The sequence below is a fragment of the Suttonella ornithocola genome (assembly GCF_001889065.1).
GTDB lineage: Bacteria > Pseudomonadota > Gammaproteobacteria > Cardiobacteriales > Cardiobacteriaceae > Suttonella_A > Suttonella_A ornithocola.
Genome location: NZ_LWHB01000050.1, coordinates 1 through 23,902, shown reverse-complemented (window position 1 = coordinate 23,902; position 23,902 = coordinate 1). Strand labels below are relative to the sequence as shown.

21 protein-coding genes, 1 tRNA gene and 1 pseudogene are annotated in these 23,902 nt (G+C 40.0%); 20 read left to right on the top strand and 3 right to left on the bottom strand.

Annotated elements, in window-relative coordinates; all coding sequences use genetic code 11:
* On the top strand, positions 1 to 351 hold a 351-nt coding region (locus A5N85_RS16035; protein WP_211268065.1), incomplete at its 5' end, for a hypothetical protein.
* Between the two features lie 219 nt (positions 352 to 570).
* On the opposite strand, the gene A5N85_RS04160 is transcribed toward A5N85_RS16035, so the two are convergent.
* Positions 571 to 657, bottom strand: a tRNA-Leu gene (locus tag A5N85_RS04160).
* Positions 658 to 976: 319 nt separating this feature from the next.
* Between A5N85_RS04160 and A5N85_RS04155 the strand changes: the two are divergent.
* Positions 977 to 1,613 (top strand): annotated as a pseudogene (locus tag A5N85_RS04155) (IS1595 family transposase).
* Between the two features lie 39 nt (positions 1,614 to 1,652).
* Here A5N85_RS04155 and A5N85_RS04150 read toward each other — a convergent pair.
* A complete protein-coding gene (locus tag A5N85_RS04150; RefSeq protein WP_072576106.1) occupies positions 1,653 to 2,078 on the bottom strand; it encodes a DUF2147 domain-containing protein in 426 nt (141 codons plus the stop codon).
* Between the two features lie 325 nt (positions 2,079 to 2,403).
* Here A5N85_RS04150 and ccoN point away from each other — a divergent pair, with 325 nt between their 5' ends.
* The 8 genes from ccoN to ccoS all read left to right on the top strand — a co-directional run bounded on the left by ccoN (position 2,404) and on the right by ccoS (position 10,336).
* On the top strand, positions 2,404 to 3,831 hold the full coding sequence (ccoN, locus tag A5N85_RS04145; RefSeq protein ID WP_211268064.1) for a cytochrome-c oxidase, cbb3-type subunit I: 1,428 nt from the start codon (positions 2,404 to 2,406) through the stop codon (positions 3,829 to 3,831).
* Between the two features lie 17 nt (positions 3,832 to 3,848).
* Positions 3,849 to 4,526 (top strand): cytochrome-c oxidase, cbb3-type subunit II, encoded by a 678-nt coding sequence (gene ccoO / locus A5N85_RS04140; RefSeq protein ID WP_072576105.1) that lies wholly within the window; start codon positions 3,849 to 3,851, stop codon positions 4,524 to 4,526.
* 1 nt (position 4,527) lies between these two features.
* On the top strand, positions 4,528 to 4,713 hold the full coding sequence (locus A5N85_RS04135; RefSeq protein WP_072576104.1) for a cbb3-type cytochrome oxidase subunit 3: 186 nt from the start codon (positions 4,528 to 4,530) through the stop codon (positions 4,711 to 4,713).
* Positions 4,710 to 5,654, top strand: coding sequence for a cytochrome-c oxidase, cbb3-type subunit III (ccoP, locus tag A5N85_RS04130; RefSeq protein ID WP_072576103.1), 945 nt, complete (start codon positions 4,710 to 4,712; stop codon positions 5,652 to 5,654). Before A5N85_RS04135 ends, ccoP begins: the two co-directional genes overlap by 4 nt.
* Positions 5,655 to 5,862: 208 nt before the next feature.
* Complete coding sequence (ccoG, locus tag A5N85_RS04125; protein WP_072576102.1) at positions 5,863 to 7,242, top strand: cytochrome c oxidase accessory protein CcoG; 1,380 nt, start codon at positions 5,863 to 5,865, stop codon at positions 7,240 to 7,242.
* Entirely contained in the window at positions 7,242 to 7,724 is a 483-nt protein-coding gene (locus tag A5N85_RS04120) for a FixH family protein (protein WP_072576101.1), read from the top strand. Before ccoG ends, A5N85_RS04120 begins: the two co-directional genes overlap by 1 nt.
* A gap of 9 nt (positions 7,725 to 7,733) precedes the next feature.
* Entirely contained in the window at positions 7,734 to 10,133 is a 2,400-nt protein-coding gene (locus tag A5N85_RS04115) for a heavy metal translocating P-type ATPase (RefSeq protein ID WP_072576100.1), read from the top strand.
* Positions 10,130 to 10,336, top strand: coding sequence for a cbb3-type cytochrome oxidase assembly protein CcoS (gene ccoS, locus A5N85_RS04110; RefSeq protein ID WP_072576099.1), 207 nt, complete (start codon positions 10,130 to 10,132; stop codon positions 10,334 to 10,336). Before A5N85_RS04115 ends, ccoS begins: the two co-directional genes overlap by 4 nt.
* 455 nt (positions 10,337 to 10,791) lie before the next feature.
* On the opposite strand, the gene A5N85_RS04105 is transcribed toward ccoS, so the two are convergent.
* The gene (locus A5N85_RS04105) at positions 10,792 to 11,133 is read right to left on the bottom strand and encodes a 4Fe-4S cluster-binding domain-containing protein (RefSeq protein WP_072576098.1); all 342 of its coding nucleotides are present in this window, start codon (positions 11,131 to 11,133) and stop codon (positions 10,792 to 10,794) included.
* A gap of 169 nt (positions 11,134 to 11,302) precedes the next feature.
* On the opposite strand from A5N85_RS04105, the gene hslV reads away from it, so the two are divergent.
* The 10 genes from hslV to dctP form a co-directional block, all read left to right on the top strand.
* The gene (hslV, locus tag A5N85_RS04100) at positions 11,303 to 11,854 is read left to right on the top strand and encodes an ATP-dependent protease subunit HslV (RefSeq protein WP_072576097.1); all 552 of its coding nucleotides are present in this window, start codon (positions 11,303 to 11,305) and stop codon (positions 11,852 to 11,854) included.
* Positions 11,855 to 11,936: 82 nt separating this feature from the next.
* On the top strand, positions 11,937 to 13,301 hold the full coding sequence (hslU, locus tag A5N85_RS04095; protein ID WP_084601627.1) for an ATP-dependent protease ATPase subunit HslU: 1,365 nt from the start codon (positions 11,937 to 11,939) through the stop codon (positions 13,299 to 13,301).
* A gap of 64 nt (positions 13,302 to 13,365) precedes the next feature.
* Positions 13,366 to 13,974, top strand: a complete 609-nt coding sequence (locus A5N85_RS04090; RefSeq protein WP_072576096.1) for a superoxide dismutase — start codon at positions 13,366 to 13,368, stop codon at positions 13,972 to 13,974.
* A gap of 375 nt (positions 13,975 to 14,349) precedes the next feature.
* Positions 14,350 to 14,958 (top strand): glutathione binding-like protein, encoded by a 609-nt coding sequence (locus A5N85_RS04085; protein WP_072576107.1) that lies wholly within the window; start codon positions 14,350 to 14,352, stop codon positions 14,956 to 14,958.
* Positions 14,959 to 15,261: 303 nt separating this feature from the next.
* The gene (locus tag A5N85_RS04080) at positions 15,262 to 15,693 is read left to right on the top strand and encodes a hypothetical protein (RefSeq protein WP_072576095.1); all 432 of its coding nucleotides are present in this window, start codon (positions 15,262 to 15,264) and stop codon (positions 15,691 to 15,693) included.
* The gene (locus A5N85_RS04075; protein WP_072576094.1) at positions 15,636 to 20,327 is read left to right on the top strand and encodes an alpha-2-macroglobulin family protein; all 4,692 of its coding nucleotides are present in this window, start codon (positions 15,636 to 15,638) and stop codon (positions 20,325 to 20,327) included. Before A5N85_RS04080 ends, A5N85_RS04075 begins: the two co-directional genes overlap by 58 nt.
* Positions 20,324 to 21,757, top strand: a complete 1,434-nt coding sequence (locus A5N85_RS04070) for a leucine-rich repeat domain-containing protein (protein WP_072576093.1) — start codon at positions 20,324 to 20,326, stop codon at positions 21,755 to 21,757. The genes A5N85_RS04075 and A5N85_RS04070 overlap by 4 nt, the downstream gene beginning before the upstream one ends.
* Positions 21,758 to 21,915: 158 nt before the next feature.
* The gene (locus A5N85_RS04065) at positions 21,916 to 22,617 is read left to right on the top strand and encodes an N-acetylmannosamine-6-phosphate 2-epimerase (protein WP_072576092.1); all 702 of its coding nucleotides are present in this window, start codon (positions 21,916 to 21,918) and stop codon (positions 22,615 to 22,617) included.
* Positions 22,618 to 22,628: 11 nt separating this feature from the next.
* The gene (locus A5N85_RS04060; protein ID WP_072576091.1) at positions 22,629 to 23,519 is read left to right on the top strand and encodes an N-acetylneuraminate lyase; all 891 of its coding nucleotides are present in this window, start codon (positions 22,629 to 22,631) and stop codon (positions 23,517 to 23,519) included.
* A 17-nt stretch (positions 23,520 to 23,536) separates the two neighbouring features.
* Positions 23,537 to 23,902 (top strand): TRAP transporter substrate-binding protein DctP (dctP, locus tag A5N85_RS04055; protein WP_169818616.1); only part of this gene is annotated, 366 nt, incomplete at its 3' end.

The window sequence follows — 23,902 nt, the reverse complement described above, 5'->3', positions numbered from 1 at the left end:
GGTGGAGATAGATTATATCTTGAGAAAAACGGAAAGACGCTCAGTTTTGTTTGTTTTGGTATTGATTATTGCCACTCAAGCAGAAATAATAAAACTATAAATTTTTCCAAAGAATATACAGTTAAGTATGTTTTGCGCTCTAAAGACAAAAGTCAAGCTACTAGCGCTACTATTACCTCAATTGAAAAAACCGAAAAAAATGAAACTAAAATCATTTTTAAAAATGATTCGCTATGGAAGTTTTATTATTCTATATATTTACTTTGGTTTATAACTATTCCAATATTGATTTGGTCCATAAGAAATTTTTGGAATGCTTTATTTAGAATTATTTGTTTAATAAATAGATAGTTATATCATAAGATTTATAGATAGATTATCTTATTTTAAGATATTTAAAGGAAAATAGTATATTATTTTACTATATCTTACAGAGTACAACTTTTTTTTATTTAAGCAGAGTAATCAGTACCTTTTTATCAAAGGATAATAGCGTGCATAAGATTATATCGTAATTTAACTATTTAATACATAATTTATGTGATTAAAAATAAAATAATTACAAATTTATGGTACCTAAGGAGAGACTCGAACTCTCAAGGTGTTACCACCGGCGGATTTTGAATCCGCTGCGTCTACCAGTTCCGCCACTCAGGCAATTTTGTGATTTCATTATTCTAGCCAATCAAGATTTATTTAGCAAGCTATAAATTTAAAAATTAAGGATTAAGCATTTCTCAATAAATTTTTTGATAGTAGTTTGAAAAAGATATTGAGTAATTATTTCAAAAGATTTTCTTGGAACCTTAATTCTAAAACTATAAAAACAGGTCGGCATACTTTTTAAACCACTATCAAATGATTGAAAAACAATTATTTTTTTTCAATTAACACTATTGATACTATCAATAATTTTCATAATTTTTTAGAATATTTAGGCTCTAGACTAGCAGGAATAACCTGTTAGTCTAGAAAAATGAAATATAACAGCAAACTAAGTACATATAAGCTTAAAAAAAAATTGTGCAATGCTTTTGTATTGCTATTGACACAACCAAAACAGCTCTTCTGCTGAATGTAAACCGTAATACCATTAACCGCTGGTACGCTATCTTTCGCCAAGAAATTTATCAGTATCAACTAAACCAGAAAAACCTTTTATATGGCTCAATTGAGATCAATGAATCCTACTTTGGCGCAAAGCGTCAAAGAGATTATCATGGCAAGCTCAAACGTGGTCGCGGGACTTTAAAACAACCCGTCTTTGGTATCTTTGAAAGACAAGGTCGTGTCTATACTGAGATCATTCCCGACAGCAGGAAAAAGACCTTGCAAGGTGTTATTCTTGGTACAGTAGCGCTTGATAGTGTCATATACTCGGATGGTTGGCGTGATTACAATGGCTTGGTCAACGTTGGCTATGCGAAACATTTTAGAGTAGACCATGGCAATAACGAGTTTGCTCATGGGCATTGCCATATCAATGGTATTGAGTCTTTTTGGAGCTTTACAAGCGGAGGCTGAGCAAGTTTAACGGTGTTACAGTCAATTTTGAGCTTTACTTAAAAGAGTGCGAGTGGCGTTGGAATCAGAACTCTTTGGAACTTGATTAAGTGATTTTTACAAACTTTGCTAATCTAGAGCCATATTTATTATTGTTTTTGCCAAACTTGCGTACGACCTAGAAGTGAAACACCAATATAACCATGTACTTCTAAAGTTTTTCCATCCGAAGACAATTTAATCTTTAATTTATACGTTTTACCACTAGAAGGATCTAATATTTCTCCTCCTGTCCATTCGTTTTCTCCGTCTGGTTTTAATCCCCAGAGAATGACCATGCCTTCGATCGGTTTATTTTTGTTATTTCCTGTGCATTTATCGCATATTGCTCCGGGCTTTTGTAGAAGTTTAATAATTTTACCAATCAACTCACCACGTTGAGTTTGAATAATATTGACTATTGCCTTTTTTTGCCCCGTTTTGTCATCAAGGTTAATCCAATTACCTTCCGGAGAAGTAGCATAACTGATAAGTGAGTTAGTAAGTAATATTCCTGCCAAAATAGCTTTTTTCATGTTATCTTCTTCTTACTTATAATCAATTGAAACTTAAGCTTACCTTATATCAGCTAATAACTCTACTTTGTTTTATCAATCATTATTTTTATACCATCACCAAAAATATCTTGGATAAATTATTGTAAAAATAGAAGCTTCAAATTTATTTTAGTATGTCTACTTTGAATTAGGACAAAAAAGTTCTAGTAGATAACTGATTTTTTAAAAGAAAATCTTGATTAGCAAGTATGAACACATTGTTAGCTTCTTATCCTCATGATATGATGTATCAGCTAGCTATTAGCTAATACTTTTCTTAACTGACTTAAATGAGGCACAAATTATGACTGTGGAGACCACCTACAATTATAAAGTCGTTAAGCAATTCACCTGGGCATCTATCATTTTTGGCGTGATAGGTATGCTAGTTGGAGTGATTATTGCTTTTCAGCTTTATTGGCCACATCTTTTTGAAGGTATTCCATATCTTCATTTTGGACGTTTGCGTCCTATCCATACGAGCGGTGTTATTTTTGCCTTCGGTGGAAATGCTTTATTAGGAACATCTTATTATGTTCTTCAGCGTACTTGTGGCGTGAGATTATTTTCAGACAAATTAGCAGCATTTACTTTTTGGGGTTATCAATTAGTATTAGTGCTAGGTGTTCTAAGCTATGCATTAGGCTATTCACAAGGTAAAGAATATGCTGAACTCCCTTGGCTATTAGATATTCTACTTGCTATTGTATGGGTTGCATATGGAATTGTTTTTTTTGTGAGTATTGGTAAACGTAAAGAAAAACATATCTATGTTGGCTTATGGTTCTATGGTGGATTTATTATTGCTGTTGCTATTTTGCATATTTTTAACAACTTAGCACTTCCAATTGACTGGTTGCATTCTTATCCTGTTTATTCAGGTGCTGTAGATGCGATGACGCAATGGTGGTACGGTCACAATGCTGTAGGATTCTTTTTGACAGCAGGCTTCTTAGGAATGATGTATTACTTTGTTCCTAAACAAGCAGAACGTCCTATTTATTCTTATCGTTTATCAGTTGTACACTTTTGGGCATTAATCTCTATTTATATGTGGGCAGGTCCACACCACCTTCACTATACCGCTTTACCTAACTGGACGCAGTCTTTAGGCATGGCATTCTCTGTTATTCTTTGGGTACCTTCATGGGGCGGTATGATTAACGGTATGATGACCTTATCTGGTGCTTGGAATAAATTAGTTACTGATCCAATTATTCGTTTCCTATTTGTTGCGCTATCTTTCTATGGCATGAGTACTTTTGAAGGGCCAATGATGGCAATTAAATCGGTTAACGCTTTATCTCACTATACTGAATGGACGGTCGGACACGTTCACTCTGGTGCTTTGGGCTGGGTAGCGATGATTACCATGGGTTCGCTTTATCACATGTTGCCACGTCTTTATGGCAAAACTGAAATGTATTCAACCAAACTTATCTTCGTACACTTTTGGTTAGCAACTATTGGTATTTTGCTATACGTTACCTCTATGTGGGTTGCTGGTATTATGGAAGGTTTGCTATGGCGCGAAACATTCCCTGATGGTACGTTAACTTATACTTTCATGGAAATTCTTGATAAGAAATATATCTTCTGGTTTGTTCGCTTCTTAGGTGGGGTATTCTTCCTCGCAGGAATGTGTTTAATGGCATATAACTGCTGGCGTACTATTAGTAATAAAAAAGTTGCTGCTGAGCCCCAAGCTGCTAGTCTGCTACAAGCTGTATAAGCATAAAGGAGCAAATCATGAAAATGACCCATGAAAGAGTAGAAAAAAGCATTTGGTTATTAGGTATTTTAACCACTTTAGTCGTTATCTGGGGAGGATTGGTGCAAATCGTTCCTCTACTTAGTGATAACAAAATTCGTCCGCCTGTTGGTGAAACATTTGTTAAACCTTATGAGCCGTTACGTCTTGCTGGTTTTAATATTTTTATTCGCGAGGGATGCTACAACTGCCATTCGCAAATGATTCGACCTTTCCGTTGGGAAACTGAACGTTATGGACACTTTTCTCTTGCTGAAGAGTCTCAATATGATCGTCCTTTCCAGTGGGGTTCAAAACGTACTGGTCCTGATTTAGCACGTGTTGGTGGAAAATATTCTGATGAGTGGCATAAGCTTCACTTAACTGATCCTCGTAGCCGCGTTCCTACTTCTAATATGCCATCTTTCCCATGGCTTGCTGAAAATCCGGCAGACGTTGAGCTAACGGAAAAAAGTATCCTTACTAAAATGCGTTTAGGTGAGCCTTATATCGCTGAAAACTTTCCTGAAGCAGCTGGTGGCGCAACTGGTGATACTGAGTTAACACACGAGCAAGTGCAAGCTTGGGTAAAAAGCCAGTTAGATGGCAAAACAGAGTTAGATGCTGTAGTAGCTTATCTACAGGGTTTAGGTCGCGCATTTGCGGAAAATCGCTAATATGAACACATGGAGCATTGTTACGATTGTGATGTTTTTATCATTTATTCTCATCACATTACTGGTTTTCTGGCCAGGTCGTAACAAACCTTATCAGGGGGCGGAAAAATTGGCGCTAAAAGAAGATGGCGATCCTATTATTACGCCTCGCCACCCTGAAACATCAGATAAGAGGACAGAATCATGACAATCGCGCTATTTATCGGTATTGTGACGATATTGCATATCGTTGGCTATGCCTTATTCATCTATTGGACAACCCACGTTAAAGCCGGTGGGGATGCCAAAGAAGGTGAAGTGATTAACCATGCTTGGGATGAAATCCAAGAAGTGAATAACCCACTTCCAGGTTGGTGGTTAAAGCTTTTTTACCTTGTAATTATTTTTGCGGCTATCTATCTTGTATTGTACCCAGGTGTCTTTGGCTATAAATATAAAGGGCTACTAGATTGGACACAAATTGGTCAATACGAGCAACAAAAAGCTAAGGATGATGCTATTTCTGACGAGTACTTCAGTGTTTATAAAATGCAACCGGTAGAAGAGCTTGCAAAAATGCCTGAAGCCGTTGCAAGTGGGCGTCGTATCTTTTTGCAAAACTGTGCTGTATGCCACGGACAAAATGCAAAAGGTGCCGCTATCGGTTACCCAAACTTAACGGATAACGACTGGCTATGGGGCGGAGATGGAGAAACACTCATCAAAACCATTACAGAAGGGCGTAATACGATTCCTGGTCAAGGTATGCCTGCAGGTGGAGCTTTAATTACTGACCCAGCAAATCCAAGTGCTGAAGATTTACAAAAAGTCAAAGCAGTCGCGAATTATATTCGCAGTATGGGTGGGCATGATGACGTTGATCAAAGTTTACTGGCTAAAGGGAAAGAATACTATGATCAAAGCTGTGTTGCTTGTCACGGTGCAGAAGGACAAGGTAACCCAATGCTAGGCGCACCAAATATTGCTGATGATATTTGGTTATATAGCAAAGATGGATCTGTTGCCGATATTGAGCATCAAATTCTTCATCCGGCAAACAATATGATGCCTGCTTGGTCTGATCGTCTAGGGCCAGGACGCATTAAGGTTGTTGCAGCTTATATTTACTCATTAAGCCACAAAGAGTAAGATGTTGCTAGACAGAAAGCCCGACATCTGTCGGGCTTTTTTATATTATTCATTATGTTTTTATCTGCTAACTTAAAAATAATCTTAGGCTTATATCAGTACGAGCCTTTATCTAGCAGTTATTTTTGGTTCTGGTTTGAAAATTATCACTATTTTCTACTCGAATATATCTATAAAATATCTGATAACACAATTGTATGAGGCAATCATGAGTTCAGTGGTAGAAGAAAGTTTATATGAAAAACACGTCAAAATTCGTCCTCGACCGGTAAAAGGGCGTTTTCAAACATTAAGATTTTGGGCGGTCATTGTTTTATTAGCCATATTTCACACACTTCCTTTTTTTCAATGGAATGGTCGCCAAGCCATTTTATTTGACCTTTCTCAAAGAAGATTTTTTGTTTTTGGTCTTAATATCTGGCCTCAAGATTTTATTTTATTAACTTTTATCTTATTAGGACTGGCTTTAGTTCTTTTCTTCTTCACGGCTATTTTAGGTCGGGTATGGTGCGGATACGCATGCCCACAGACCGTTTACACTGAAGTTTTCATGTGGATAGAACAAAAGATAGAAGGAAACCGCTCAGAACAGCTCAAGCTAGCACGAATGAGTTGGAAAAAACGCGAAAAACAAGTAAAGCGATTAGGTAAATATTTCGCTTGGTTTTTGGTTGCACTTATTACCGGCATTGGTTTTGTAGGATACTTTACGCCAATTAGAGCCCTAATTGTTAATGTATTTACCTTTAACGCGCCATTAGCGGCATATTTTTGGATTGCTTTTTACGGCGGATTTTGTTGGCTACAGGCGGGCTTAGTTCGTGAGCAATTTTGTAAATACATTTGTCCTTACGCGCGTTTCCAAGGGGCAATGTTTGACCAAGACACCATGATTATTGCTTATGATGAAAAACGCGGTGAACCACGTCGCCGCTTAAAAAGAGCTGATCGTGAGCATCCTGAAAAATTAGGCTTTTGTGTAGATTGCACTATGTGTGTTCAAGTCTGCCCAACCGGTATTGATATTCGAGATGGCTTACAACTCGAATGTATTGCTTGCGCAGCCTGTATTGATGCTTGCGATAATATGATGGATCAGATAAACGCTCCTCGTGGCTTAATTCGCTATACTTCATCTAATGCCTTAGAAGGTAAAAAAACAAAATTTTTACGCCCAAAAACATTAGGATATGGCTTAGTACTTGCTGTTGCATTTACTTTATTTATTGTTTCTATTGTCATGAAAAGCACCGTGGAAATGGATGTTATTGCTGATAGAAATATGCTCTCAAGAGAACTTACTGGCGGACTGATACAAAATGCTTATACCATTAAGGTTCTCAATAAAAGTGAGCATAGCAGAACATTTGTTTTAGGTATTGAAGGATTAGATGACGCTAAAATTGAAGATAATCAGCCGTTTACGGTAGCACCGAGTGAAGTCTATGATAACGTTATCAGCATTGATGTTCCATCTGCTAACTTAAATGGAAAAATCATGACCAAATTTAAGCTTACAGTAACACCTGAGGATGCGCCTAATGAAGGAACTTCTCAGAAAGTTGTATTTACAGGACTACTACCCTAATGCAAGAAAAACAAATTCCTTTATATAAAAATCACATTTTCTTACTTGTCATTATCCTGCCCCTACTATCCGTAGTGGGTAGTTTTACACTGCTATACATTGCGCTAAAACATAATGAGTCCCCAGTTCTAGAAGGCTATTACAAAGATGGGTTATCCCCACAAAAAATGAAAATTAGTGCACAATCTAAGCAAATTACGGCAACGATTAACAATGGTGTACTCACTCTGAAAAGTACCGAAACCTCAGAAAAACCACTTAAATTAAAACTAGAACATCCAACGCTAGCCGAGCGTGATCAATATATTGAACTAAAAGCCATTGCACCAAACACTTATGCTCTAGATACTGAAACTAAGCGGCAGCTTAAAATTCAGCGCTGGTATTTGCGACTGTATGACCAAGATAAGCATTGGGAAATTAAAGGTGAAGCGCATGGCACAATTAATGGAACAGATAATCCTATCTATTTAAAAGCTTAATTCTCAACGATGTCTGGCACTTGTTATCATTGCCAATCAGCGATTCCTGATGGCACAGAAGTTTATGAAACAGTAAACGATCAAGAACATAAATTCTGCTGCTATGCTTGCGCAGGGGTTGCGCAAATTATTTCTGGCAGCCAATTAGACCGTTATTACGATATTCGTAATGCAACCGCACCACGTCCCAGTGTGCATTATGATGCGGAGCGCTGGAAAGCTTACGATTTACCAGAAATTGCTGCTCAATACGTTTATCAAACCGATAAAGATAATGAAATTCATCTTTTTATTGATGGCATTCATTGCGGAGCTTGTGCATGGCTAATTGGTAGCATCTTAAAAACACGTTTAGGCTTAGAGAGCGTTTACGTGAATACCACTACTGCGCGTGCAGAAATTCATTATCCTAATCATATTAAGCTATCAGCAATATTAGAAACCATCGCTGCACTTGGCTACACCCCCAACCTTTTTACACCTGCACAAAACGAACGCCGACAAAATAAAATTCGTAATCAATATCTTCTGCGCTTAGTCGTCGCGGGACTGGGCATGATGCAGGTAATGATGTTTGCGACCGGACTTTATACTGGCGCCTATTACGGTATTGATACAGAATATTCTGAGCTATTACGCTGGATTAGCTTACTGACAACGACCCCAGTTTTCTTTTATTCGGGCTATCCATTTCTAAAAAATGCTTGGTTAGGACTAAAAGCAAAAAAAGCCAATATGGACTTACCCATCGCTCTGGCGATTGCGGGCGCTTATTTTGCTAGCGTCTGGCATACCATTTTAGGACGAGGAGAAATCTATTTTGATAGCGTTACCATGTTCATCTTCTTTCTATCTATCAGCCGCTTTTTAGAATTCCTAACGCGACGACGCGCACAGCTAAACGAAGTCCAATTTGCCAAACTGCTTCCCGAAGCCGTTGAAAAAATTGAAGCAGATGGTAGTTACAAACTGACACCATTAACAGCCATTGCTGTTGGCCATCGAATTCGCATTCTGCCGACACAAACCATTGCTATTGACGGCATTATCCAAACGGGTCAAACGCGCGTAAACGAATCTATGCTCAGTGGAGAAAGCACACCTATTAGCAAAACGGTTGGTGATAGCGTCTTTGCTGGTAGCCATAATCTTGAAAGTCCGATTGAAGTTGAAGTCAATGCTACTGGACAAAGCACAACTCTAGCAGGCATTCGACGTCTAATGGCGCGCGCAGAACAGCATAAAAGCCAACATTTCAGTCGTGGAGAAAAACTGGCGCAATACACCATTATTGACGTGCTACTCTTAGCTGCAAGTGGCTATCTCATTTGGCACTTTATTGACCCTTCTCGTGCATTTGAAATCGCCTTAGCCATTCTTGTTGCCACCTGTCCTTGCGCGCTTTCACTGGCAACACCAACCGTCTTAACCGCTGCTATCAACCATGCGCATCGCTGCGGAATACTCATTAAACAAAGCGATAGCCTAGATAGACTAGCGCGCATTGATACCCTTTTATTTGATAAAACAGGAACGCTAACAGAAGGAAACTATCGTTTAATCGAACAAAAAATTTACCACTTAGAACCTGAATTTATCTGGCAACTCGCAAAAAGCTTAGAACAACATAGCAGCCATCCAATTGCATGGGCAATCACCAAGCAAAGCAATGCTAAAGAATTACCGCTACACAACGTGCAGCAAACCATTGGACAAGGCGTAACCGCTGAATATCAAAATAAGCATTGGGCAATTGGTAACGCGGCCTGCATTCATCGACTTTACCCCGACTTATTACTACCGGAAAATCCAACGGATGGCACGACAGTTTATCTTGCCAATGAAGATGGGCTACAAGCGCAATTTCAATTTGATGACCCCTTACGTCAAGACTTAAAACCGATTCTTGAAAAGCTGAATCACTATCAACAACATATCGCAAGTGGCGATAAAACAAAAAACGTCATCCGTATTGCACAACAACTCAATATTCCTCATTACCTTGCTGAGTGTACGCCACAAGCCAAACTAGATTATCTCAATACCTTAAATCGGCATACCTTAATGATTGGAGATGGCATTAACGATGCGCCAGTCATGGCAGCTGCTGACTTATCCATTGCTGTTGGAAAAGCCAATCCGCTTTCACAAACACAAGCGGATATCGTTTTATTACGTCATGGTCCAGAAGCCCTACCCTACCTCTTTAACTTAGCGCATCGCGCACAAAAAATTATTCGAGAAAACCTTATTTGGGCAACCGTTTACAATCTCGTCGTTTTACCATTAGCTATCACAGGTTATCTCACCCCTTGGATTGCTGCTTTAGGGATGAGCATTAGCTCATTAATTGTTGTATTTAACGCGCTTCGCATTACCCGAACCCAACCGCCAAAAGATACCTTATGAAAATTCTTTTTTTACTTATCCCGTTATCCTTAATCATGATAGTGATTGCCGTCTTTGCTTTTCGTTGGGCAATCAAAAATCGGCAATTTGATGACATGACCTCACCAGCAATGATGCCGCTTTTAGATGATACAGAAGAAGAACGCGCACGCTTTGCACAAGCTGCCGCCGAAAAAGCCGTAAAACAAAAATCATCCGACTAAAGAGCAAATCAGAAAAACACGCTAACAATGCTCTGATTGGCATTTGCTAACAACCTTTCTCTTAGGAGTGTAATAACGCCTTGCATGCTCTGCCTTCCGCCCCTGACTAAACGCTGTAATACGCTTTAAATAACCAATAATGCGAGTATAGCTAAATGTCTTTAACTCACATACAGCATTAGCTCATTTTGCCGTACTGAAATTAGCTGTCTGTAATTCGTCAGTTTGCATGCAAGCTAAACCCATTTAGCTATAATAGCCAACTTCCCAAAAAAAGCATACAATATTAACTCAATATTCACTCAAAAACATAACCTTATCTCCAAATTCGGTATGCATTTTTTGGGAATCCTGCTATATAGCACAATCAATCTGAGACCTTTGCGAAATTCCGTTTTATACTAATTCTTGCTATTAGTAGAAAAATTCGTGTGAAACGGAATTTTGCAAAGGTCTCACGTTAATTGTGCCATTAAACGGGCATCAATATCGTCTAAACCAGTGTATAAACAAGTCTTTAATCCATGCGAACGCACCAACATCAAACAAGCTAATAACGCCGTCAACTGCCATTCTCCGCCTAAAAACAATACACAAGACAACAAACCTTGATAATCCAACAACCGTTTTTCCAAATAATCTTGCGTTAATGGCTGCCCAATAAATGGGCAACGCGCATAAGCACTGTGACAGCCTCGACATTTCAATGGACAACCACTAATTAAAAACGCTAAAGACACCTCATCTGGCACCTCTTGCCAAACAACCCTCTCCTCCGCAGCATAAAGAATATCCATCGAACACCCTCCCAAAACACTACATATAGTATTTTTATAAAACATAAAACACAACATATTGTGTTAAAAAAATCATAATCACTGATTTTTACAACCATTTCTACTTGAAAACCAAACAAGCAACCCCACTTTCAAAAACAGTTTCTAAAATTATTGATAAGGACAAAACATGTTTGATGCCCACTCGACAACCATTCTTTCCGTACGACGCGGAAGACATGTGGCAATTGCTGGAGACGGACAAGTTTCACTCGGACAAACCATCATGAAAGGCAATGCCAGAAAAATCCGCCGCCTCTACAAAGGAAGAGTACTGGCAGGCTTTGCTGGTGCAACTGCTGATGCCTTTACCCTATTTGAACTCTTTGAAGCCAAACTAGAAGCACAAGACGGACAACTTCTGCGAGCAGCCGTTGAAATGGCAAAAGAATGGCGAACTGACCGCGCCTTACGTCGATTAGAAGCCATGCTAATCGTCGCCGACCGCGACCATACCCTAATCTTATCGGGAAACGGTGATGTTGTTGAAACCGAAGATGACATTGCTGCCATCGGTTCTGGTGGAATGTATGCCTTATCTGCTGCTCGCGCCCTCTTTCATAACACCGAACTCAGCGCACCAGAAATCGCGCAAAAAAGCCTCAACATCGCAGCAGACATCTGTGTTTATACCAACCATAACATCATCACAGACGAACTCAAAGATGAGGCAGACGAATAAAACCCATCTTCCAATTTGAAGCAAAATTGACCCAATTAAACCTACTGTAAATGACGGTTAACCATTTCTATTTGAGAATACTATGAATACAGAAGACTATCGTGACCTAAACATGACTCCGCGAGAAATCGTCGAAGAACTTGATCGCCACATCGTTGGACAAAAAGAAGCTAAACGTGCCGTTGCCAACGCCTTACGCAGCCGTTGGCGTCGTCGTCAAATCGATGAACCGCTTAGAAGCGAAATCACACCCAAAAACATTCTAATGATTGGACCAACTGGCTCAGGGAAAACAGAAATTGCTCGTCGATTAGCCAAGCTAGCCGAAGCGCCCTTTGTAAAAGTAGAAGCAACCAAATTTACCGAAGTAGGCTATGTTGGACGCGATGTTGATTCCATCATTCGTGATCTTGCAGAAACCTCAATCAAACTCGAGCGTGAGCGTGCGCGTAAACAAGTCAAAACCAAAGCCAGAGAAGCTGCTTTAGAACGCGTCTTAGACGTATTGGTTCCAAACTCTAAAAACAACGCTTGGTTTGAAAACGATAACAGCAAAACCGAAGAAAACCCAGCACGAAAAACCTACCGTGAACGCATTCTTCGCGAAGAACTCAATGACAAAATCATTGAAATCGAAATCAGCCAACATCCTAGCGCTAGCTTTGAAGTCATGGCACCGCCCGGCATGGAAGAAATGAGCAATCAGCTCAGCGAAATGTTCAAAAACATTGGCAAACAAAAGAAAACCAAACAGAAAATGACCATTGCCGATGCCCTTATTCAACTCGCAGAAGAAGAAGCCGACAATCTTATCTCTGAAGAAGATATCAAAGCACAAGCCATTGCAAACGCCGAGCAAAACGGTATCGTCTTTATCGATGAAATTGATAAAGTTGCCAAACGTAGCGACGTTGGTGGGGCAGACGTTTCCCGAGAAGGTGTCCAACGTGACCTACTTCCACTTGTAGAAGGTTCAACCATCTCTACCAAATATGGAATGATTAAAACCGACCATATTCTCTTCATCGCCAGTGGTGCATTTCACCTTGCAAAACCTTCAGATCTCGTTCCTGAATTACAAGGACGCTTACCTGTACGCGTTGAGCTTAAACCCTTAGGTGTTGAAGAATTTAAACGTATTCTTACCGAACCAGATGCTAGTCTCATCAAACAATACACTGCCCTATTTGAAACTGAGAACTTGCATCTACACTTTACCGACGACGGCATTTCAAAATTAGCAGAAATCGCTTACCACGTTAACAAAACCACCGAAAACATCGGCGCTCGTCGTTTACATACCCTAATGGAACGCCTTACCAACGAACTGTCCTTTGAAGCGGCTGACCGCACAGATGGAGATACCGTCGAAATCAATGCCGAATACGTGCAAAAAGCCCTAGGCGATATCTCAGAAAACGAAGACCTCAGCCGTTTTATTTTATAAACTTAATTTGATTTTTCATCTAAAAAATCTTATTGTAGAAACTCATTAACCAAAAGGAGCTAACATGAGTTACACATTCCAAGAACTTCCATACGCTTACAATGCGCTTGAGCCAGTGATTGACGAAGCAACCATGCACTTGCATAAAGACAAGCATCATAAAGGCTACTTCGATAAATTCACTGCTGCTATCAAAGAAACCGACTACGATGGCAAACCCTTAGCAGAAATCTTTAAAAACATCTCAAAACTTGGTGCAGGTATTCGTAACAATGGCGGTGGTTACTACAACCATGACCTATACTTTAACGGTATGCGCGCGCCACAAGAAAACAATGCCCCTACAGGCGAACTACTAGACGCCATTAAAGAAGCCTTTGGTAGCTTTGAAGACTTCCAAAAAACCTTTGCTGATGCTGCTGCAAACCAGTTTGGTTCAGGCTGGGGTTGGTTAATCGTTAAAAATGGCAAACTGGTAGTGACTCACACACCAAACCAAGATAACCCACTCATGGATGTTGCCGAAGAACAAGGCACGCCAATCCTTGGCTGCGACGTTTGGGAACACGCTTACTACCTTAACTACCAAAACAAACGTCCAGACTACATCGCTAATTGGTGGAAAGTTGTTAACTGGGACTACGTTGCAGAACAATACGCAAATGCTAAATAACCACGGCATTATGTGTAAATAAAATAGCGTTCTTTACATACCAACTCCCTAAGTATTAACCTATGATACTTAGGGGATTTTTTATAATATGCCAATCAATAACAAAGCTCTCATTACTTCACCAAAAACAATAAAACTTCATATACTGATAAAACGATTGATAACATTACCGAAGCCTTTAAAAATGCCATCACAACCGTATTACCATTAAATTCCCAAACATCTATCTCCATAATCACTTTAGCATTCCATCAAAAAATCCATTGATAAAACATAACCAAATTTAATGACACTATTAAATCAACTTTAATCTCCATATCACCTATTCAGGCGTATCATTGCAAAAAGTCTTAACCCAGAAAGGAGTCAACTATGATGAAACTATACTACCTCAAAGGTGCTTGTTCACTTGTTCCTCATATCGCTTTAGAATGGATTGGTGCGGGCTATCAAGCAGAAGAAGTCAATCGTAAATACATCAAAAGCCCTGAATATCTAAAACTCAACCCACAAGGCTCTGTTCCTCTACTAATTGATGGCGATTTCATCCTTAGCCAAAATGTCGCCATACTGTTCTACCTTGATGCTTGTCATCCCGAAGCCAAGCTTTTTGGGGCGGATACCATCGAAGGCAAAGCACGCGGAATGCGTTGGTTAACGTATGCCAATAGCGACCTCCATCCCACCTTCGGCGTTCTCTTTCATCCTGCAAATAACCTAGATGAACCAACAAAATCCCTACTACAACAAAATGCCCGCGAACGTATCCTAAACCTATTAGCACAAGCAAATAATCACCTTGCTCAACATCAAACCTTAGGCGATGAACTCTCCGTTGCAGATATCTACCTCTACGTTATCTTGCGTTGGTGCAATGGACTATCACTAGATTACAGCCATCTATCCAACCTTCCAGCTTTCTACCAACGCATAGAAGCTAATCCGCATGTGCAAAGCGTTCTTAAAATGCAAGGACTTCAATAAATTTATTCCTTTTCACAAAAATAAAAAAACCACCGAAAGGTGGCTTTTTTATAGATAAACTCTCAATATATAGCCAACTTCTCAAAAAATGCATACAACGTTAACTCAATATGCACATTGAAAATAGCATCCTATCTCAAAATACGGTATGCATTTTTTTGAGAACCCTGCTATAGCGCAAACATCATTTAGATGATTTCACAAAACTTTCTCATCAAAATACCATAAAAATAAAAGAAATACCTTTTATTAAAAGAAATCGTTATAATTTCCATAATATTAACGCTGATTAAGGAATTATTTATGCATCGCCTTTTGCTCTGCCTTGCTTTGAGTTGCGCTTTTTCAGGCTTTGCAGCAAACCCTATATGGAATGAAAACACACTAGAAACCGCTGCTCATGAAGCACAAGACAACATCAACGAATTTATTCAAGGTAAAGGCAAACTCGTTAAAGCTATTCATGACCGAGCAGAAGTCCAAACGCTAATTGAAAATATGCGGTTTAACTCTGCGAGTAAAGATTTTGAGCATCTGAAGCAACCTTTTTCTCTTATCACTAAAATTATCGAACATTTAAACACTAGCGAAAGTATCCCTTATCTCGCACTGGCTGCTGAGATTGCGCCAAATATAGAAGAAAAAATAATGTTTTATTACAACTATATAGCAACATATTGCGTCAAGGAGAATATAAAGATAACAACAACAGTATTTTCGCTTTCAAAGCGCTAAAAACACTTGAACAGCAGCTCACCGATACCCAACAGCGCAACTATTTCTCTCGCATCATGGATGAATATCGCTTCCGTTTAGAAGATATTAAAGTGAATAACCAAAAAGATTTACCGACATTTTGTTTAGACTTTAATCAATCTGTGCGCCCAGAACCTTTTCAAGATTGGAAAAAACTTATTCAGATTACTCCAGCACCGAAAACTACTGGTCACTATCAAGGGGATGAAATTTGCTATCAAGGCGAATGGCAAACCAATTACCACGTGCAAATTGACCCAACGCTACAAGCCGAATATTCTAAAATTACGCTTGATGAATCCATTGAACGAACTTTCAATTCAGGCAACCGCGCGCCTATGCTGCGCTTTGCGCAAACAGGAAAAGTACTCGCTTTAGCGCCTAATGCGGCGATTGAAATTCAAACCACTAATCTTAATCGCGTCAATTTTACACTTTATCAATTACCCGCCAATAATTTAGCCAATGAGAATTTAACCGATATTATCGAAAGTCCATACTATTTTTCTCGCTATTCTGCCAATATAGAAGACAATTTCCGATTAATTACAAAAGGACACTTTGCCCCAACTATTGGTAATGCCAATCAAGTCATGAGCAATAATATTGCTTTTGCCGATTTAATTGGCGATAAACCGCAAAAACCGGGGATTTATGCCTTAGAAATTGATTCACCAGAAACCGAAAACACACAATATCTCGGCTTTATGGTCAGTAATATTGGCTTAACTGCCTACTTAAGCGATGAATCGCTATGGATAGAGGCACGCGACCTTGCCACAACTGCCCCTGCCGCTAAACGCAATTTCACTTTATATGCCTACGATAATAGCGTTTTAGGCACGACAACTACTGATAGTAATGGCATGGCACAATTTCCAAAATCACAAATCAACGGTGAAGCAGGCGAGCGCCCCAGTCATATTATTAGCAACGATGAAGACTCTTTTACCTATCTCAATATTCGCGGACAAGGCTTCAATCTCTCTGACAAAGGTTTAGATGGCGCATCCTCTACTGCTCTCTTAACGCCATGGGTATGGCTAGAGCGTGGCGTTTATCGTCCAAATGATACGGCACATATCTTATGGCGCTTTCAAGACCAAGAAAGCCAAGCCTACCATAGTACGCCTTTATGGTTAGAGGTACGTCGTCCTGATGGTCAAATCATTCATGAACAATCCCTCTCGCCTGATAAAAGTGGAACTTATAGTTATGAGTACTTCTTTAGTCCCTTGGCACGCTTAGGACAATGGCAATTTTCACTTTCCTTAGGAAAAGACGGCGAACTGCTCAGCGACGTCGATGTTCTTGTTGACAGCATTACCCCTCGTCAAATTGACGCAACTTTACAAGAAACCCAATTCCCGCAAGTCAACGAAGACTACGAAATTACCTTAAATGCTAATTGGCTTTATGGCGCACCTGCTACCGACATTCTCACCAATGCGAAAGCGAGAATCACAGCAAGTGAGCAGCCTTTTTCAAAATGGAAAGATTGGCAAATTGGGCGACATAAACTCGCCCCCTTACCTGATAACATTGAACTAGCAGATGAAACCACGGATGCCAAAGGAGATGCGACCTTTACTATTGCTATCCCAGAAGCGACGCAAACCGTTCCAGAAAAGCTAACCGTATATGCAACACTTAATCCACTAACAGGCAAACCGATTAACCTTAGCCATTCTCAGCTAATTCATCGGACGCTACCTTATGCAGCAATCAAAGTAGATAACCATACCTTAGAAGCCGCTTTACTCAATAGCGAAGGCGCATTGCAAAGCGGAAAACTACACTGGACGCTTCAACCCATTCATTACGATGCTTATTGGGCTTATGACGGCAATCGCTGGCAATACCAGAACAATACCACTTATGGTGATCCAATTGCTGATGGCGAACTCACGCTTGATACGCAATCCCCTACTAAAATCACCTTACCCATTTCATCCGATAGCGGTCAAGATTATTACCTGAATGTTGAAGGTGATAATCCACTGACAGCAGCGGATTTAACCTTACGCTTTGGAAATCAAGCCAATCCAACCACTTACCTTAGCCCAGCACTCATCAATATCCATAGTGACCAAACACATTATCAACAAGGCGATACCGTCAGACTCCATTTACACGCACCTTTTAATGGCTTAGGCAGCTTACAAATTGCTAAAGATGGCGATATCATCAGCACACAAGCCATTGAATTTAAAAACGGAGAAACAGAACTCTCTTTACGTTGGCAAGACGATTGGCAGCGCGGTATTTGGTTATTAGCTAGCGGATGGAATACCGTGCAAGACGGCAATAGCAACCGTCGTGCAGTCGGATTGCATTGGTTAGGGGAAACCCTCACAGAAGAAACGCTTCCCCTCACTGTTACCGCCCCTGATATGCTTAATCCTATCAAACCACTCACCGTTACCCTACATGCCGATACCAATGGCGAACCCGCTTGGGCAAACGTCGCTATTATTGACGACGGACTTTACCAACTTGCCGAAAAAACCTTCCATTCACCCTTAAATGCCTTTTATGGTAAAAAACGCTGGCAATTAGAGCTATTTGACCTTTGGGGCGGTATTCTCAAACAAACCGATGCGCCTAAAGCAGCGCTACAAAGCGGTGCAGATGCTGAGATGATGATGGCAGCACTTGAAAATCCGAGCCTTGCATCGCTTCCAGATATTGATTTAAAACTCATTAGTCTCTGGAGTGGCGTCCAACCTTTAGACAAGGACGGAAATCTACACTTAACTTTCCCTATTGATGCGCAATTTAATGGTCGCTTACGTCTAATGGCAGCAGCCTTTAATGACAAACGCTACGGTATTACCGAACAAACCCTAACCGTAAAATCGCCGATCGTTTCTACCTTATATCTTCCAAATTATCTCACCGAAGGCGATGAAAGCACTCTACAATTGAGCTTACACAATACCACCGAGCAGCCACAATCATTAACCATTACCATTGATAACGATAATACTCATCTCAATATTGATAAAAGCGCATTACAAACCATCACGCTTGCGCCTGATGAAAGCCAAATCCTTTCTTTTCCTTATCAAGCAATAGCCGCTGGAAACACCAGTCTTAACATCCAAGTCAAAACAGACAAACAAACCTATACACTTACTCGCAAACTCACCATTCGCGCACAGACACTCCCCGTCGTCCAAAGAGAAATTCTAAAATTAGCGCCTAATAGTGAAGAAACCATCACGCCAAGCGCAGATACCTTGCTCATGCTAATGGGAGTTCATCCATGGGCAGCAGCAGATATCACCCAACAGCTCAGTCAATACCCTTATCAATGTACTGAGCAGCTAACTGCTAGAGCTTGGGGTGCCTTTAATCAACCTGAACAACGCAATCAATTAATCAATAAAATTTACAATCGCCAACATTATGATGGAGGCTTTAGCTTATGGTACAACGGCGATAGTGAGCTTTGGTTAAGTGCAGCCGTTGCTGACTTACTATTAAGTGCTGAAACACAGCCGGAAAAACGTAGCTTAGTCCTCAAGCGTACCTTGTCCTACTTAGAAAATCAGGTCTTTCGTAATCAAATCCATGAACCTGATGCAGGGCTTGCTTATGCCCATCTAATGCTAGCAAAAGGCGGTGCAAATACGCGTGGCACACTCATTCGCTATACCGAAACCTTGCCACCCAAACTCCCCTTAGCACCCACCAGTATTAACTTAGCCTTAGCGCTTTATGAAATGGGCGAAAATGAGCGTGCTCAAGCGCTTCTTCATACCATTAACGCTAGCCAAGACTATAAATCTTTAGTCAACCTTCCTTACTATGCCAGTGGTGAACGTACACAAGCAGCAGCACTTTTATATCGCTTAGAACAACTCAGCCACTTCCATAGCGATGAGCAAATTAACCAATGGATTGCAGACACCGAAAAGCAACTGTCTGTTTTACTAGAAAATAGCTACTACCTCAGCACTGCCAATCTTGCTTGGCTAGCGAGAATTGATTTACAAACGCCCACACCGAAAGCAGATGTGCTAACGTTAAACGGCAGTCCTATTAGCACACCAACTACCCTACGCCACGGTCAGTACAGCCTAGGCAATCAAGGAAAAAATCCTTTATTGGTACAAACGCGCTACTTCACGACACCTAATCCTGAGTCCACGATTGAAAACGGAATTAAGGTGAAGTGGAAATACACCACCATAAAAGGTAAACCACTCAATCCAGCAGCCTTAGCAGTAAACCAAGATATGATTATACATTTCACGATTGACCGTGAAGATGCCTATCAACCTGCTCAACTCGCATTGAATTATCCATTTACCGCAGGCATTCAAGCATTCTCACTTTCAGGCAATTCTGGTAACCTTGATGCCTTTCAAAATGAAAATTGGTATAAAAAATTAAGCATCCCTAACTCTGAAGAAAACAGAGATGATCGCCATATTGCTGTCTTTACCTTAGACAAAGATCAACATACTCTTTCGCACGCGCTTCTATTGCGCACCACAAGAGAAGGAAAATGGTATGCACCAGGTATCCATGTCAATAACCTTTACCAGCCAGAACAGCAAGCCAGCTATCCTTATCAAATCATGACTATTGGAAAATCACAATGAAACCTATTCTTTTAGCAATTCTCTACAGCTTAACCACACTTCACGCTTTTGCGGAACCGCCTCAAACAATAGCTAAACAAACACAAGCTGCCACAACCCTTCCAAGCTATCCGGAGAGTCTTATCATTGAAAACAGCTATCTCTCTAAGTATGACAACCTAATGACTTGGGCGAAAGTCAATAACATTCCAGAAACTGTTATTCCAAATGATTACTACACCCTCACACAACTTAAGGCGCTTTCCCTAAGAGGTTATCACTTACCTACTGTGCCTAAAGAACTCTCTATTCTCAAAAAACTATCCGCTTTAGACCTTTCAGATAATCAACTCACCAATGTTGATTTTCTCTCAGACTTACCAGAACTGAATTATCTCAATATTGCCATCAACCAAATTAGTGAACTGGAGAATTTTGAAGACAATCATAATGATACATTATTATTTACTCGCTATAATCTAGCAACCTTTGATGACAGTACATTTCTATTATTATTTACTCGCTATACCCCAGCAGACTTTGATGACAACACACTTCTATCACCAGACAAAGACGATCATCCACCCACTTCCTACACAGAAAACTTTACCGCTTTCCTAAATCGCCAATATCCTATGCTGCTTGCGCTAATCAACGAAAGCGAAGAAAGCGACGAAGAAAAACAAGCTAGCATTGAAAAATTGCCCACGCTAAGCGCAGAGGAACTAGAAAAAACTGCACAGCGATACTATCAACAATATACCCAACAAATTTACAATCAAGTCACTTCTAATCTTTCTGAAATAAATAGCCATCAATTACTAACCGCAAGCTCATATCATCAGCTCGCAGAAGAACTCTATGATGATTATCAAAATAAAACCATTGGCAACTATGCCCTTTCTAGCGCAATTAAACAAGCCATTGAAACCATTGGCGAACGTGCAATTACCATTCCTGAATACTACGATGCTGCCATTACACTATCTGAAACCTTAGAACCCGCTCTACAAAAAGTGGCTGCGGCACGTTGGCGCTATGCGCTTTCAAAAGCAGCCGTAAAAAAAGGGACTATTGGACCATACAAACTCAGCCGAAGCGCCCTTACCCTAACTTATCAACTCCTCTTCACTCAAAAACCTGAAGATCTAGAAGAAATTATTACGTTAAGCGAACAAGCAGAAAAACAGACGCCCAATTATCTGCCGCTATATACCAACCATGCACACGCATTAGCCTTATTAGGAAAAACAGAAGCTGCAAGAGAACTCTACAATCGTTATATAGATGCTGTCTTTCCTTTTCCTGAGGGGGATATCACTTGGGTAGCAGCGGTTATTGATGATATTGAAACCTTAAAAGCAGCAGGTATCCGCAATGATTTACTCAATACCATTCTTAGACAATACGTTTTTTATTCAGGGCTTCATCGCATAAAATCAGCATTCTAAATTCCTATATCTTGATGCTATACAGCAAATAACCTATTTGCTGTATAGAAATTTAGCACACATAAATGTAAGTAATTTTCTTTATGTAAATAAATATTGCAAGAAAACATCAAAAAGAGTATCGTAGACAATAAAAGAAATACAAAAAGGAATCGCTTATGGCAACCGATCATTTGCAAGAACAACTTAAAGGAAAACTCATTGTTTCCTGCCAAGCCTTACCAGACGAACCGCTTCATTCATCCTTTATCATGGGAAGAATGGCATTAGCGGCAACACAAGGCGGCGCTGGTGGCATTCGTGCCAATACACCAGAAGATATTGCAGAAATCCGTAAAAATACACAGCTACCAATTATTGGTATTGTTAAACGAGATTATCCTGATAGCGAAGTCTTTATTACGGCGACCATGCGGGAAATAGACGAACTCATGCAAGGAGAAGTTGTCCCTGACATTATCGCTATCGATGCACGGGATGCTTTACGACCAAACGGACAAACCTTATCCGAATTTTATGCCGAAATCCGCGCAAAATATCCGCATCAAGCGCTAATGGCAGATTGTGCGTCTCTTGCAGAAATGATGGCTGCCGATACCTTAGGCTTTGATTATATTGGTACTACATTGGTGGGATACACCAGTGCGACAAAAGGCGAAAAAATAGAAACCGATGACTTCGCTTTAATTCGGCTAGCAAAACAATCCTTAAAACACCCTATTATTGCTGAAGGCAATATCAATACCCCTGAAAAAGTACGCCGAGTATTAGATATTGGCGTTCACAGTGTGGTTGTTGGCTCAGCCATCACTCGTCCTAAATGGATTACCGAACAATTTGTTGCTGCTACTCAACGCTAAAGGATCATACAATGACTCATTCAAAAAAACTTACTGGACTTATCTCTGCACTTTTAGTTCCTTTCGATGAAAAAGGTCAAGTCAACGAAGCAGGATTGCGTCAAATCATCCGTCATAACATTGATAAAATGAAAATCGACGGATTATATGTGGGCGGTTCAACAGGAGAAAACTTCTTACTTGATACCGAAACCAAAAAACAAATCTTTAAAATCGCTAAATCGGAAGCAGGTGATCAAGTTGCCCTGATTGCGCAAATTGGCAGTCCGAACATCTATGAAGCCATTGAATTAGGTAAAACCGTAGCAGATTTAGGATACGATGCCATTTCTGCGGTAACGCCTTTTTATTACAAATTTAGCTTCGCCGAAATCAAACAATATTACTTCGACATTTTGGCAGAAGTAAATAAACCCATGATTATCTATGCAATTCCTTTCCTAACAGGTGTTGATATTAACCTCTCTCAATTTGGCGAATTATTTGCGCATGAAAAAATCATTGGTGTGAAATTTACTGCTGCTGATTTTTACCTTTTAGAACGCCTACGCTACACCTATCCCGATAAACTTATTTGGTCTGGCTTTGATGAAATGCTTTTACCCGCAGTGGTAAACAAAGTTGATGGCGCAATTGGCTCAACCTTTAACGTAAACGGTCATCGTGCTAAACAAATCATTGAATTAACCAAAGCCGGTAAACTAGATGAAGCACTAGCGATACAAAATGAAAGCAATAACCTTATCAGCGCTATCTTAGAAAATGGCTTATACGCCACACTTAAACAACTATTGGTTTTAGAAGGTTGTAATGATGGCCCATTCCTTTCTCGTAAACCAATGGCATCGGCGACTGAAGCGCAAATTGCACGCGCCAAAGAAATCCATCAACAATATTTTTAAACCCACAGGAGAACATCATGAAAAAAACCTTACTCGCCACCGTTATTGCCCTGGCTTCCCTTTCAAGCCTCGCAGCAGAATACGAACTCAAAATGGGTATGCAACCAGGCACCACTTCTATCGAATACAAAGCAGCCGAACAATTTGCCAAAGAAGTCGCTGAAAAATCCGGCGGTAAAATTGAAGTCAAACTCTTTCCAAATGCCCAGCTAGGCGATGACCGCTCGATGATTGAGCAATTAGGACAAGGCGCTTTAGATTTTACCTATGCTGAAAGTGCACGTTTTCAAATTTACTATCCAATTGCTGAAATCTTCGCACTTCCATACATGATTGCAAACTATGAAACCGCTCAAAAAGCGCTATTTGATACCAAATTCGGT

Excerpts from the sequence above, each read along its gene's own strand:
- ccoP (WP_072576103.1), top strand. The coding sequence starts at position 4,710 with ATGACAATCGCGCTATTTATCGGTATTGTGACGATATTGCATATCGTT.
- A5N85_RS04065 (WP_072576092.1), top strand. The coding sequence starts at position 21,916 with ATGGCAACCGATCATTTGCAAGAACAACTTAAAGGAAAACTCATTGTT.
- A5N85_RS04060 (WP_072576091.1), top strand. The coding sequence starts at position 22,629 with ATGACTCATTCAAAAAAACTTACTGGACTTATCTCTGCACTTTTAGTT.
- A5N85_RS04115 (WP_072576100.1), top strand. The coding sequence starts at position 7,734 with ATGTCTGGCACTTGTTATCATTGCCAATCAGCGATTCCTGATGGCACA.
- ccoN (WP_211268064.1), top strand. The coding sequence starts at position 2,404 with ATGACTGTGGAGACCACCTACAATTATAAAGTCGTTAAGCAATTCACC.
- A5N85_RS04085 (WP_072576107.1), top strand. The coding sequence starts at position 14,350 with ATGAAACTATACTACCTCAAAGGTGCTTGTTCACTTGTTCCTCATATC.
- A5N85_RS04070 (WP_072576093.1), top strand. The coding sequence starts at position 20,324 with ATGAAACCTATTCTTTTAGCAATTCTCTACAGCTTAACCACACTTCAC.
- ccoG (WP_072576102.1), top strand. The coding sequence starts at position 5,863 with ATGAGTTCAGTGGTAGAAGAAAGTTTATATGAAAAACACGTCAAAATT.
- A5N85_RS04080 (WP_072576095.1), top strand. The coding sequence starts at position 15,262 with ATGCATCGCCTTTTGCTCTGCCTTGCTTTGAGTTGCGCTTTTTCAGGC.
- hslU (WP_084601627.1), top strand. The coding sequence starts at position 11,937 with ATGAATACAGAAGACTATCGTGACCTAAACATGACTCCGCGAGAAATC.
- ccoS (WP_072576099.1), top strand. The coding sequence starts at position 10,130 with ATGAAAATTCTTTTTTTACTTATCCCGTTATCCTTAATCATGATAGTG.
- A5N85_RS04120 (WP_072576101.1), top strand. The coding sequence starts at position 7,242 with ATGCAAGAAAAACAAATTCCTTTATATAAAAATCACATTTTCTTACTT.
- ccoO (WP_072576105.1), top strand. The coding sequence starts at position 3,849 with ATGAAAATGACCCATGAAAGAGTAGAAAAAAGCATTTGGTTATTAGGT.
- A5N85_RS04090 (WP_072576096.1), top strand. The coding sequence starts at position 13,366 with ATGAGTTACACATTCCAAGAACTTCCATACGCTTACAATGCGCTTGAG.
- A5N85_RS04135 (WP_072576104.1), top strand. The coding sequence starts at position 4,528 with ATGAACACATGGAGCATTGTTACGATTGTGATGTTTTTATCATTTATT.
- A5N85_RS04105 (WP_072576098.1), bottom strand. The coding sequence starts at position 11,133 with ATGGATATTCTTTATGCTGCGGAGGAGAGGGTTGTTTGGCAAGAGGTG.
- hslV (WP_072576097.1), top strand. The coding sequence starts at position 11,303 with ATGTTTGATGCCCACTCGACAACCATTCTTTCCGTACGACGCGGAAGA.
- A5N85_RS04150 (WP_072576106.1), bottom strand. The coding sequence starts at position 2,078 with ATGAAAAAAGCTATTTTGGCAGGAATATTACTTACTAACTCACTTATC.